Origin of the sequence: Planomonospora corallina (assembly GCF_042650625.1) — a bacterium.
Lineage (GTDB): Bacteria > Actinomycetota > Actinomycetes > Streptosporangiales > Streptosporangiaceae > Planomonospora_B > Planomonospora_B corallina.
Genome location: NZ_JBHSBM010000012.1, coordinates 142472 through 154519, shown reverse-complemented (window position 1 = coordinate 154519; position 12048 = coordinate 142472). Strand labels below are relative to the sequence as shown.

Below are 12048 nucleotides of genomic sequence, written 5' to 3'. Positions count from 1 at the left end.
GAGCCGGGGGAGCCGGGGGAGCCGGGGGAGCCGGGGGTCATGCGACCACTCCTAAAAGTAGATAGGTCTACATATTTTTTGGCCAGAAGAAGTCTGTGGAGACGGGCGCTTCGCAGGACGGCCGCCTTCGGGCCGTCCTGCGGACACCCCGGGGATCCGGACACCTTGGGGGTCCGGAGACCCGGGCGCGGGGCGGTTCGAGGGAACGGCTCAGGCCGGGGCGGATCGAGAACTGGAGAGCGTGAGGGCGGAGAGGCTCGAAGCGGGGAGGTTCGGAGCGGGGAGGTTCTGGGCGGGGAGGTTCTGGGCGGGGCAGCGGTCGGCGGGCGACGCGGTTCAGAGCAGGGCGGCGATCCGGCGGGCGACGCGGTCCAGCGGCTCCCGGCTCCGGTGCGCCCTGGCCAGCAGCAGCGCGCCCTCCACCAGGGCGAGTGCGGCGACCGCGGTGTCGGCGGGCTCGGGGTGCCCATCGGCGGCCAGGCGGTCGCGCAGCGCCGTCTCCCAGGCGCGGTAGACCTCCGAGCAGGCCTCGTGCAGCGGGTCGTTCACCGCCGCCATCTCCAGCGCCACCGTCGCCACCGGGCAGCCCTTGCGCCACCCGGACTCCTCCAGGCGGTCACCGAGGAACCGGAGCGCCGCCGTGACCAGGCCCAGGGCGTCGGGCGCGTTCTCCGCCAGCTCGGCGAGCTCCGCGCCGACCTCCCGGCCGGCGCGCCGTACCGACTCGCCGACGAGCTGGTCCTTGCCGCCGGGGAAGTGGAAGTACAGCGAGCCGCGGGGTGCTCCGCTGGCCGCGATGACCTGGTTCAGCCCGGCGCCGAAGTAGCCGCCGGTCTCGATCAGGTCGCGTGTCGTGTCCAGCAGGCGCCTGCGCGTCTCCTCACCCTTCTGACCCATGGCAGAAAAATAGACCGGTCTTCATATATTTGACAAGTCCCCGGGCATGGAACCCGCGGCCCCGCTCCGGTGACCGGGACGGCGGCGTCGGCCGTACCGCCTCACCGGGGCGGCACGGCCGGCGGGCGGGTCAGGCGCGGCGGCCGATGGACAGGACCGGGCCGGTGGTGTCGGTGAAGAAGTCGTTGCCCTTGTCGTCGACGACGATGAAGGCGGGGAAGTCCTCGACCTCGATCTTCCAGACGGCCTCCATGCCGAGCTCCGGATACTCCAGCACCTCGACCTTCTTGATGCAGTCCTGGGCCAGGCGGGCGGCGGGCCCGCCGATGGAGCCCAGGTAGAAGCCGCCGTACTTCTTGCAGGCCTCGGTGACCTGCGCGGAGCGGTTGCCCTTGGCGAGCATCACCATGGAGCCGCCCGCGGCCTGGAAGCGCTCGACGTAGGAGTCCATGCGCCCGGCGGTGGTCGGGCCGAAGGAGCCGGAGGCGTAGCCCTCGGGAGTCTTGGCCGGCCCGGCGTAGTAGACCGCGTGGTCCCTCAGGTACTGCGGCATCTCGCCGCCCGCGTCGAGCAGCTCGCCGATCTTGGCGTGCGCGATGTCGCGGGCGACCACCAGCGGGCCGGTCAGCGACAGGCGGGTCTTGACCGGGTACTTGCCCAGCTCGGCCAGGATCTCCGGCATCGGCCGGTTGAGGTCGATCTTCACGACCTCGTCGGAGAGCTGGTCGTCGGTGGTGTCCGGGAGGAAGCGGGCCGGATCGGTCTCCAGCTTCTCCAGGAAGACCCCCTCCGGGGTGATCTTGGCGAGGGCCTGGCGGTCGGCGCTGCAGGAGACCGCGATGGCGACCGGACAGGAGGCGCCGTGCCGGGGCAGGCGGATCACCCGCACGTCGTGGCAGAAGTACTTGCCGCCGAACTGGGCGCCGATGCCGAGCTTCTGGGTGAGCTCGAAGACCTTCGCCTCCAGCTCGGTGTCGCGGAAGCCGTGCCCGCTGGGGGAGCCCTCGGTCGGCAGCGCGTCCAGATAGCGGGCGCTGGCGTACTTCGCCGTCTTCAGCGCGAACTCGGCGGAGGTGCCGCCCACCACGATCGCCAGGTGGTACGGCGGGCACGCGGCCGTGCCCAGGGAGCGGATCTTCTCCTCCAGGAAGGCCAGCATGCGCTTCTCGTTCAGCACGGCCTTGGTCTCCTGGTACAGGAACGACTTGTTGGCGCTGCCGCCGCCCTTGGCCATGAACAGGAACTTGTACTCGTCCGCGTGCCCGCCCGGGTCCTCGGCGTACAGCTCGATCTGGGCCGGGAGGTTGGTGCCGGTGTTCTTCTCCTCCCACATGGTGATCGGGGCCATCTGGGAGTAGCGCAGGTTCAGCCGGGTGTAGGCGTCGTAGACGCCGCGGGAGAGGTGCTCGGCGTCGGCGCCGTCGGTCAGGACGTGCCGGCCGCGCTTGCCCATCACGATGGCGGTGCCGGTGTCCTGGCACATCGGGAGCACGCCGCCGGCCGAGATGGAGGCGTTCTTGAGCAGGTCGAGGGCGACGAAGCGGTCGTTCCCGCTGGCCTCGGGGTCGTCGATGATCTTGCGGAGCTGGGCGAGGTGCGAGGAGCGGAGGTAGTGGGAGATGTCGTGGATCGCGGTCTCGGTGAGCAGGCGCAGCGCCTCGGGGTCGACCTCCAGGAACCTGCGGCCCGCGGCCTCGACGACGCGCACCCCCTCCCTGCTGACCAGACGGTACTCCGTCTCGTCCGGTCCGAGGGGAAGCAGGTCGGTGTAGTCGAACTCGGGCATCGTCTCTCGATCCTCCGTGCCGGGGTCTTCCGGTTCTCGCCGGTTCCTGCTAGAGGGTACGGCCTGCCGCCGAGCGCTCCGGAGGGGATACCGCCGAGCCGGGCGACGGGACGGGCGCCGAGCCGGGTGACGGGGCGGGCGACGGGGCGAGCCCGACGGCGATGCCCGTGACGACCAGCGCCGCCCCGGCGAGCTCGGCGGCCGAGGGCGTGCCGAGGCCGAGCAGCGCGCCGGTGGCCATCGCGCCGACCGGGATCAGCCCGGCGAACAGCCCGGCCGTCTGGGCCCCGAGCCGGGGCAGCGCGTCGTACCAGAGGAAGAAGGCCACGGCGGTCACCACGACCGCCTGGTAGCCCAGGCCCGCCGCCTCGGCCCAGGTCGGCACGCGCAGCGCCGCGCCGCCGTCCGCCGCCAGGCCGATCACGCCCAGCAGCGGCACGGCCAGCACGGCGGTGTAGGCCGAGACCCGCAGCGCGCCGAGCCGGGGCAGCAGCGGCAGGGCCAGCAGGGAGAAGCAGACCTCGCAGGCCAGCGCGCCCAGCGACCAGAGCAGCCCGGCCGTGCCGCCGCCGCCGAGACCGGTGGCCACCGTCGCGCCGGCCACCACGACGGCCGCCGCGCCCAGCGTCCGCGGGGAGGGGCGCCCGCCGAGCAGGGCGAGGGCCAGCGGCACGGTGCCCAGCACCGTGCCGACCAGGGCCGGGCCGCCGTGCCGGGTGGCCTCGATCACGCAGACGTTGAAGACCGCCAGCCCGGTGAGGGCGAGGGCGGTCAGCAGCACGGCCTCGCGGCGCGTCGGCCGCAGGAAGCGCAGGCCGCCCAGGCGGACGGCGGCCAGCAGGATGGCGGCGGCGAGCAGGTAGCGCAGCGCCTGGCCGCCGTAGACGGGGTAGTCCTGGATCAGCCCGGAGACTCCGGCCAGGGTGCCCACCAGGAACATCGCCCCGGCGGCCTGGACGGGCCCCCGCAACCGGGTCGGCGAGGGGATGACGGAATCGCTCATGCCGGGAATGCTAGGGAGCAAATGGCTTTCCCTATCAGTCCAATCGACGAGCATCGAAGAGGACCAATTGGCTGATCTCCATCTGGACATCGACCGGGCCGCGGGCGGCGTCGCCGGGCAGATCACCCGTGAGCTCCGCGAGGCCGTACGGCGGGGCAGGCTGGCGGCCGGGGCGCGGCTGCCCGCGAGCCGGGAGCTGGCCAGGGACCTCGGCGTGTCGCGCGGCGTGGTCGTGGAGGCGTACGAGCAGCTGACCGCCGAGGGGTTCCTGGTCGCGAAGGTCGGCTCCGGGACACGGGTCGCCCCCGCCGCCGCCCGGTCCGCCGCCGTCCCGGTCTCCGGTCCCGGTGAGGGGACGCGCCGCCCCGCCTCCTCGGGGCCGCCGGAGACCTCCGCTCCCCCCGGTTCCTCCTCCGCGCCGCCGGAGGTCCCCGGTTTCCCCGGCTCCCCCGGTTCCGAGTGCGGGTACGGCCGCCGCCCCACCTCGCCCGACCTGGGGACCTTCCCCCGCCAGCGGTGGCTGGCCGCGACCCGGCGGGTGCTCGCCGTCCTCCCCTCCGAGGCGCTGGACTACGGCGATCCCGGCGGTGTCCGGGAGCTGCGCGAGGAGCTGGCCGCCTACCTGCGCCGGGTCCGCGGGGCCGACGTCACCCCGGACGACCTGGTGATCGTGGGCGGGGTCGCCCAGGGGCTCAGCCTCACGGTGCAGGTGCTCGCCGGGCGCGCGGCCCGGGAGGATCGGGGCGGCGACCTGGGCTGGTTCACCGGCCGCGCGGCCCGGCCGGCCTCCGCCCGCGGCCTGCGGCTCGCGGTCGAGGACCCGACCGGCCTGCGCCAGCTGCCGCTGCTGCGGGCCGCCGGCGCCGAGCTGGTCGCGGTCCCGGCGGACGAGGAGGGGATCGACGTGGCGGCCCTGGCGGCCTCGGGGGCGCGGGCGGTGCTGCTGACCCCGGCCCACCACTATCCGACGGGGGTCGTGCTCTCCCCGCGCCGCCGCGCCGCGCTGATCGAGTGGGCCGCCGCCGCCGGCGCGGTCGTCCTGGAGGACGACTACGACGCGGAGCTCCGGTTCGACCGCGACCCGGTCGGCTGCCTGCAGGGCCTGGCCCCCGGCAGGGTGGTGCTCGCCGGGAGCGTCAGCAAGTCCCTGGCCCCGGGCCTGCGGCTCGGCTGGGTGGCGGCCCCGCCGCACGTCGCCGCGGCGCTGCGGCGGGCGCGGGCGGAGCTGGACATGGGCTCCCCGGTGCTGGAGCAGCACGTGCTGGCGGAGCTGATGCGGACCGGCGCCTACGACCGGCACCTGCGGCGGATGCGCCGCGAGTACCGGGCCCGGCGGGACGCCCTCGTCCGGGCCCTGGCCGGGCACCTCCCCCAGATCGCGGTGCGGGGCGTCTCCGCGGGGCTGCACCTGCTGGCCGAACTGCCCGCCGACTGGGACGAGCGGGCCGCGGCGGCGGCGGCCCGGGCGCGCGGCCTGACGGCCGAGCCGGTGGCGCCGATGCGGTACCGTCCGGGCCCGCCCGCACTGGTCCTGGGGTTCGCCCGGCTCCCGGTCCACCGCGCGGACGAGGTCGTCGGCGCCCTGGCCCGGGACCTGGCCGCCGGACGCCCCGGCTGACGGACCCGGCGCGAGCCGGAGGACGGGGACGGTACGCCGGACGCTACGGGGTCGCCGGGGCGGCGGGGGAGGCCGGGGCGGGCGGGGCGGGCGGGGCCTTCGGCCGGAAGCCTCCGGCCAGCGGGACGATCAGCGCGATGAGGACCACCGCCGGCGCGAACGCCGCCCGAACGTCCACGGCGTCGTTGATCACGCCGACCACGGCGGCGCCGACGACGAATCCGACGTAGTTGAACATGTTGACCCGGGCGATCGCCGTCTCGGCCCCCGCGCCGAGACGGCCCGCCGCCGAGAAGGACTGCGGGGCGATGACGGACAGGCCCACGCCGGCCAGGCCGAACGAGAGCACGGCCACGGCCGGGCCGGGAGCGGCGACGATGCCGAGCGTGCCCAGCGCCGCGACCACCGCGCCGGCGCGGACCACGGGGGCGGGGCCGTACCGGCGCACGGCGAGGTCCCCGGGGACCCGGGCGGCCAGCATGGCGGCCTGGTAGGCGAGGTAGGCCAGCGGCACCACCCAGCCGCTCGCGGCCAGCGCCTGCTCCATGTAGACCGTGCTGTAGTTGGAGATCGCCGCGTCGCCGACGTAGAGGAACGCCATCGCCAGGCAGAGCGGGAGGATCGGCCGCCACGGCGCCCGGGCGGGGACCTCGCGCGCCCGCTCCGTCCCGGGCTCCGCCACCCGCTCCTCGCCCGCGCCGTACAGGCGGGGGAGCAGGATCAGCGAGATGACCGCGCCGGCCACCATCGGCACGGTGAACGCCCAGGTCAGGTCCACCCCCAGCGCGCTGGCGGCGGAGTTGATCCCGGCCCCCAGCATGGAGCCGACGCTCCACACCGCGTGGAAGCCGGTCAGCACGCTCATGCCGTACCGGCGCTCGACCGCGACCGCCTGCATGTTCATCGCCGCGTCGACCGCCCCGACGGCGAGGCCGAAGGCGGCGCTCAGCGCGTAGAGCCCCGGCAGCCAGCCGTTCCAGCCCATCAGGATCACGACGGCGCAGACGGCGAGCTGGGCGGCGCGCAGGACCGGGGCGCTGCCGTGGCGGGCGGCGGTCAGGCCGGCCAGGGCGCTGCCCACCCCCGCGATCACCGGGACCAGGAGCAGGACCAGGGTGAGGTCGCCGTCGCTCAGCCCGAAGGCGCGCTGCAGGTCGGCCACGTGGGTGAGCAGGGTGGCGAAGCACAGGCCCTGGACGAAGAACGCGGCCCAGGTCGCCACCCGGGCCTGCCGGTCACGCGGGGTCGGCATCGCGGCCTCCCGGGAACATGAGGGGGGTTCAGGTTCCGTCAGGGTAAGGGGGTGCCGACGCCGGGTCAACGGTCCCCGCCCCACCCGTTCCCGGCCTCGCGCGGCTTCCCGGCCTCGCGCGGCTTCCCGGCCTCGCGCGGCGCAGGCGGGGCCGCGGTGTGCGCGCCCCGCATCCACGGGCCCGTCACCACCCGCGGGCCGGCTCGCGCGGTGCGGGCGAGGGCCGGGTGGGCGCGCCGGGCGCCGCCAGGGATTATGGTCGGGACGTGAACGATTCCCGACCCCCCGCGATCCGCGGGAGAGCACCGGCGCCGCGCCCCGGCGACCTGCGGGCGGGAGACGCCGACCGGGAGCGGGTGACCGCGGTCCTGGCCGACGCGCTCGCCGACGGGCGGCTCGACCAGGTGGAGTACGAGGAGCGGCTGGAGGCGCTCTACCGCTCCCGCACGCTGGGCGAGCTCGCCGCGCTCACCACCGACCTGCTCCCGCCGGAGGAGCAGCCGCTGCGCACCGACGTCCGGCCCGTGACGGCCTTCTTCGGCTCGGAGAAGCGCGAGGGCCGCTGGGTGGTGCCCAACCGCTTCACCGCCACCGCGATCTGCTCCAACGTCACCCTGGACCTGTGCGAGGCGCTGCTCCAGTCCAGCCACGTGACGCTCCAGGTCACCGTGATCGGCGGGACGCTCACCCTGGTCGTCCCGGAGGGCGTGCGGATCGAGATGCCCGCCTCGGCCGTCATGGGCGGGAAGAAGAACCAGGTCCGCCCCTCCCCGGACGGCCCGCTCATCGAGATCACCGGCCTGGTCTCCATGGGCACCATCGTCGCCAAGCCGCCCAAGCGCCCCCGCCGCTCCTGGTTCCGCCGCTGACGGAAAAGCGGCCGGAGCCCGCGGTGCGGGCCCCGGCCGGCGGTGCCGTGCCGGACGGCGGTGTCCTCAGAGCACGCCGTCCCCGGACGGTGCCGTGCCGGACGGCGGTGTCCTCAGACGGCGGTGTCCTCAGACGGCGGTGTCGAAGTTGATCGCGCTGTAGGCGCGCAGCTTCCAGAGCTGGTGCTCGCTCTCGATCTTGCGGATCGTGCCGGAACGGCCGCGCATGACGAGGGAACTGGTCACGGCGTGGCCGCCCCGGTAGCGCACGCCCTGCATGATCTCGCCGTCGGTGATGCCGGTGGCGGCGAAGAACACGTCGTCGGACTTGACCAGGTCGTCGGTGGTCAGCGTGGCGTCCAGGTCAAGGCCCGCGTCCAGCGCCTTGCGCCGCTCGGCGTCGTCGCGCGGCCAGAGCCTGCCCTGGATCACGCCGCCCAGGCACTTGAGCGCGCAGGCCGCGATGATGCCCTCGGGCGTGCCGCCGATCCCGAGCATCAGGTCGATGCCGGTGCCCGTGCGGGCCGCCATGATCGCGCCGGCCACGTCGCCGTCGGTGATGAGCTTGATCCGCGCGCCGGTCTCCCGGATCTCGCGGATGATCTTCTCGTGGCGGGGCCGGTCGAGGATGACCACCGTCACGTCGGAGGACTCGCAGCCCTTGGCCCGGGCCACCGCGGCGATGTTGTCGGCCACGGGCGCGTTGATGTCCACCGAGGAGGCGGCCTCGGGGCCGGTCACCAGCTTGTCCATGTAGAAGACGGCCGAAGGGTCGTACATCGAGCCGCGCTCGCTCACCGCGATGACCGAGATGGCGTTCGGCATGCCCAGGGAGGTGAGGCGGGTCCCGTCGATCGGGTCCACGGCCACGTCGCACTCCGCGCCGGTGCCGTCGCCCACGGACTCGCCGTTGTAGAGCATCGGCGCGTTGTCCTTCTCACCCTCGCCGATCACCACCACGCCGCTCATCGAGACCGTGTTGATCAGCTGGCGCATCGCGTTGACGGCCGCGCCGTCGGCGCCGTTCTTGTCGCCCCGCCCCACCCAGCGGGCGGCGGCCATCGCGGCGGCCTCGGTCACCCGGACCAGCTCCAGGGCGAGGTTGCGGTCAGGCGCGTGCTCGCCCGTGGCGAGGGCGGCGGGAACTGACGTCTGCTCGGACATGGCGAAAGGCCCCTCTCGTGGATTACTGCAACGATCGTAGTTGTCCCCCTCTCTCCAGCTCCGGAAGGGATAACCTGCCGACCATGAGCAGCGACACGGACCGGTCGGCCACAGGCGTGACCGCACGGACCTCGGAGCGGGGCGCGGCCACACGCGGTGCGCTCCTGGCGGCGGCCCGGGAGGTCTTCGTCACCAGTGGCTTCGCCGAGGCCGGCGTCACCGACGTGGTCGCGCGCGCGGGCGCCAGCGTGGGAAGCCTCTACCACCACTTCTCCGGCAAGGCCGACCTCTACCTGACGCTCTTCGACGAGTTCCAGGCCCGGCAGACCCAGCGCACCAAGCAGGCGGTGCACGAGGTCAAGGCCGCCGGCGAGACCGACCCGATGCGGCTGTTCATCGCCGGGGCCCGCGCCTACCTGGAGGGCTCCCTGGCCGAGCGCGAGCTGTCCGCGCTGTTCCTGCGCGGCGACGGCCCGCCCGGCTTCGAGATCATCATGCGCGACCGGCTCCGCCAGTGGGCCAAGCGCAACGCCGCGCTGTTCGAGGGTGACGACGCCCTGGTCGTGGTCGTCACCGGAGCCCTGGCCGCCGCGGTCCAGGAGGTCGTGCTCTCACCGGACGAGGAGGTCTCCCGCAGGCTCGCCGAGGACGTGCTGGCCATCATCGGGCAGATGCGCAGCCCGCAGAGCGCCGGGACACCTCGGGACGGGACCGGCCCGGTCTGCGGGTAGTCTCGCCAGTCGTGCAACGGTTCACTGAGGGCTTCCGCGGCTACGTCGCCGCGGTGCTCATCTGCCTCCTCGGCGTCTTCGTCTTCCTGCTGGTCACCCCGCAGAGCAGGGAGGAGCGCATCCCGAGGATCGACTACTCCATGGACGTCGCCGCCATGCGGCGGGAGGCCCCGTACCCGGTCTGGGCGCCCGAACCGGCGGCACCGGCGGGCTGGATCCCCACCAGCTCCCGCAAGACCCCCGAGACGGGCGCGAGGACTCCGGAGCCGGACGCGACGGACTCCGGGAGGGAACCGGTGACCTGGCGGCTCGGCTTCGCCACCACCGTGGACCCCGAGGTCGGCCGGCGCCGCCACGCGATGCTCGCGCAGAGCGACGAGCAGCCCGCCGCGGAGTTCGCCAACCGGATGGCCAACACCGACAAGGTCGCCGGCACCGTCCAGATCGCCGGGGCGACCTGGGAGAAGCGCTACCGCGAGGACAAGGACCAGCGCTCCCTGGTCCGCTTCCTGTCCGGCTCCACCGTCGTCGTCACCGGCACCGCCGGCTGGGACGAGCTGACGGCCTTCGCGGGCTCGCTGAAGGAACAGGCGCGGATCGCCGACGAGACCTCCGCCACCGGAACCCCCAGCCCGGCCTCCAGCCCGTCGGCCGCTCCCTCGGCCACGGGCTGACCCGTCGCCGCACCGGCCCGGCGCTTTCCTCGTCGCGAGGATCCGGCGAAAGGTCCGGCGAAAGGTCCGGCGAAGGGCCGGGCCGGACGGTCAGAAGGGCGCCTCCCCGCCGGGATCGGGCTGCCGGCGCTGCGCCATGGCCGCCGCGAGCTTCACCCGGGCGCCCTGCAGCCACTCCTCGCAGATGGCGGCGAGCTTCTCGCCGCGCTCCCACAGCTCGATCGACTGCTCCAGGGTGAGTCCGCCCGCCTCCAGGCGGCGGACCACCTCGGTCAGCTCCTCGCGTGCCTGCTCGTACGACGGTGTCTTCTCCTCGGCCACGCCTCACACCCTAGGGGCTCGGGACCGCGGACGGGTTGGAAGACTGGGGCGGTGAGCGTACGCGATGCGACCCCCGACGACATCCCCGAGCTGGTCCGCCTCCGGGAGGTCCTGACCGAGCGCATGGCCCGGGACGGCAGCCCGGTCTTCGAGCACTGGCAGGAGGCCTACGCCGAGAGCCTGCGGGAGCGGCTCGGCAGCCCCGACACGGCCGTCTACGTCGTGGACGCCCCGGAGGGCGGCCTCGCCGCCTGCGGCATCGGCCTGATCTTCGACCGCTTCCCCGGCCCGGCGCTCCCCGACGGCCGCTACGGCTACGTCCAGGGCATGACCACCGACCCGCGCCACCGGCGCAGGGGGCACGGCAGAGCCGTGATGGGCGCGCTGATGGACTGGTACCGGGCGGCCGGCGTGCGCAAGGTGGACCTGCACGCGACCTCCGACGGGGAGCCGCTCTACCGGGAGTTCGGCTTCGTCGAGGACGGCTATCCCTCACTCACGTGGCGGGATCCTTCCGGGCGGCGATGACCGTGATCCGGTCGTCGGTGAGGCGGACCGTCAGCTCCTCGCCGCCGGCGACGTCGGCCGCCCGCCGTACGACCTCGCCCGAGGGGTGCTGCACGATCGCGTAGCCGCGCTCCAGGGTGGCGGCGGGGGAGAGGGCGACCAGCTGGGCGCGGAGGTGGCCGAGGGAGTCCTGGGCGCGGTCCAGGGAGCCGGACAGCGCCCGCCGGGCCCGGTCCCGCAGCTGCTCGGCCTGCTCGGCGCGGCGCTCGAGCTCGCGGACCGGGTCGGCCAGCGCCGGCCGGGAGCGGACCGCCGCCAGCCAGGCCGTCTCGCGGTCCAGCCAGCCGCCGGCCACCCGGCGGCCCCGGTCGCGGAGCTGGCGGACGAGCGCGAGCTGCTCGCCGACGTCCGGCACGACCTTCTTGGCCGCGTCGGTGGGCGTGGACGCCCGCACGTCGGCGACCAGGTCGAGCAGCGGGTTGTCCTGCTCGTGGCCGATCGCGCTGACCACCGGCGTACGGCAGGCCGCCACCGCCCGGACCAGCGACTCGTCGGAGAAGGGCAGCAGGTCCTCCATCGACCCGCCGCCCCGGGCGATCACGATGACCTCGACCTCGTCGTCGGCGTCGAGCCTGCGCAGCGCCTCGGTGACCTCCCCGACGGCGTACGGCCCCTGCACGGCCACCTGCTCGACCTTGAACCGGACCGCGGGCCAGCGGCGCCGGGCGTTCTCCAGCACGTCGCGCTCGGCCGCGGAGTCGCGGCCGCAGACCAGCCCGACCGTGCCGGGCAGGAACGGCAGGCGGCGCTTGCGGTCGGCGGCGAAGAGCCCCTCGGCGGCGAGCACCTGGCGGAGCCGCTCCAGGCGGGCCAGCAGCTCGCCGACGCCGACCGGGCGCATCTCCAGCGCGGTGAACGCGAAGGAGCCCCGGTTCACCCAGAAGTCCGGCTTGAGGTTCATGACGACCCGGGCGCCGTCCACCGGTCGGGGGACGGTCGCCTCATAGACCCCGCGCGGGCAGGTCACCCGGGCGGACATGTTGGCCACCGGGTCGCGCAGCGTCAGGAACACCGTGCCGCCCCGCGCGGTCAGCTCGGTGATCTGCCCCTCGACCCAGACCGTGCCGAGCTTGCCGATCCAGCCGCCCACCATCTGGAGCACGGTGCGGACCGGCAGCGGCTGCTCCGGAGAGGTCTTCGACGTCATGCGGGGCAGCCTACGCGCC

General features: G+C 74.4%; 12 protein-coding genes. 5 read left to right on the top strand and 7 right to left on the bottom strand.

The genetic code is table 11. The annotated features are described in order from the left end of the window. Window positions 1-336: 336 nt before the first annotated feature. From ACFOWE_RS08680 to ACFOWE_RS08670, 3 genes are all read right to left on the bottom strand, one after another. Window positions 337-897 (bottom strand): TetR/AcrR family transcriptional regulator, encoded by a 561-nt coding sequence (locus ACFOWE_RS08680; protein ID WP_377286645.1) that lies wholly within the window; start codon window positions 895-897, stop codon window positions 337-339. A gap of 130 nt (window positions 898-1027) precedes the next feature. Continuing rightward, window positions 1028-2683 carry a fumarate hydratase gene (locus ACFOWE_RS08675; protein WP_377286644.1) on the bottom strand — a complete coding sequence of 552 codons (1656 nt, stop codon included), beginning with the start codon at window positions 2681-2683 and terminating at the stop codon, window positions 1028-1030. Between the two features lie 49 nt (window positions 2684-2732). Then, window positions 2733-3686, bottom strand: coding sequence for an EamA family transporter (locus ACFOWE_RS08670; protein ID WP_377286642.1), 954 nt, complete (start codon window positions 3684-3686; stop codon window positions 2733-2735). Window positions 3687-3753: 67 nt separating this feature from the next. On the opposite strand from ACFOWE_RS08670, the gene pdxR reads away from it, so the two are divergent. After that, window positions 3754-5304 carry a MocR-like pyridoxine biosynthesis transcription factor PdxR gene (pdxR, locus tag ACFOWE_RS08665; protein WP_377286640.1) on the top strand — a complete coding sequence of 517 codons (1551 nt, stop codon included), beginning with the start codon at window positions 3754-3756 and terminating at the stop codon, window positions 5302-5304. Window positions 5305-5347: 43 nt separating this feature from the next. Here the strand turns inward: pdxR and ACFOWE_RS08660 are convergent, their stop codons facing one another. After that, window positions 5348-6556 (bottom strand): MFS transporter, encoded by a 1209-nt coding sequence (locus ACFOWE_RS08660; RefSeq protein ID WP_377286639.1) that lies wholly within the window; start codon window positions 6554-6556, stop codon window positions 5348-5350. Between the two features lie 266 nt (window positions 6557-6822). Here ACFOWE_RS08660 and ACFOWE_RS08655 point away from each other — a divergent pair, with 266 nt between their 5' ends. Beyond that, the gene (locus ACFOWE_RS08655) at window positions 6823-7425 is read left to right on the top strand and encodes a DUF1707 SHOCT-like domain-containing protein (RefSeq protein ID WP_377286638.1); all 603 of its coding nucleotides are present in this window, start codon (window positions 6823-6825) and stop codon (window positions 7423-7425) included. A gap of 129 nt (window positions 7426-7554) precedes the next feature. Here the strand turns inward: ACFOWE_RS08655 and glpX are convergent, their stop codons facing one another. Further along, window positions 7555-8589 carry a class II fructose-bisphosphatase gene (gene glpX, locus ACFOWE_RS08650; RefSeq protein ID WP_377286637.1) on the bottom strand — a complete coding sequence of 345 codons (1035 nt, stop codon included), beginning with the start codon at window positions 8587-8589 and terminating at the stop codon, window positions 7555-7557. A gap of 83 nt (window positions 8590-8672) precedes the next feature. Here glpX and ACFOWE_RS08645 point away from each other — a divergent pair, with 83 nt between their 5' ends. Next, complete coding sequence (locus ACFOWE_RS08645) at window positions 8673-9320, top strand: TetR/AcrR family transcriptional regulator (RefSeq protein WP_377286636.1); 648 nt, start codon at window positions 8673-8675, stop codon at window positions 9318-9320. Window positions 9321-9331: 11 nt separating this feature from the next. Then, the gene (locus ACFOWE_RS08640) at window positions 9332-9994 is read left to right on the top strand and encodes a DUF4245 domain-containing protein (RefSeq protein ID WP_377286635.1); all 663 of its coding nucleotides are present in this window, start codon (window positions 9332-9334) and stop codon (window positions 9992-9994) included. Window positions 9995-10084: 90 nt separating this feature from the next. Here ACFOWE_RS08640 and ACFOWE_RS08635 read toward each other — a convergent pair whose 3' ends face one another. Then, window positions 10085-10315, bottom strand: a complete 231-nt coding sequence (locus ACFOWE_RS08635) for an exodeoxyribonuclease VII small subunit (protein ID WP_377286634.1) — start codon at window positions 10313-10315, stop codon at window positions 10085-10087. A 51-nt stretch (window positions 10316-10366) separates the two neighbouring features. Between ACFOWE_RS08635 and ACFOWE_RS08630 the strand changes: the two genes are divergently transcribed. Beyond that, on the top strand, window positions 10367-10843 hold the full coding sequence (locus ACFOWE_RS08630) for a GNAT family N-acetyltransferase (protein ID WP_377286633.1): 477 nt from the start codon (window positions 10367-10369) through the stop codon (window positions 10841-10843). Here ACFOWE_RS08630 and xseA read toward each other — a convergent pair. Further along, entirely contained in the window at window positions 10812-12029 is a 1218-nt protein-coding gene (xseA, locus tag ACFOWE_RS08625) for an exodeoxyribonuclease VII large subunit (RefSeq protein WP_377286632.1), read from the bottom strand. The two genes, ACFOWE_RS08630 and xseA, sit on opposite strands and share 32 nt — an antisense overlap. Window positions 12030-12048: the final 19 nt, after the last annotated feature.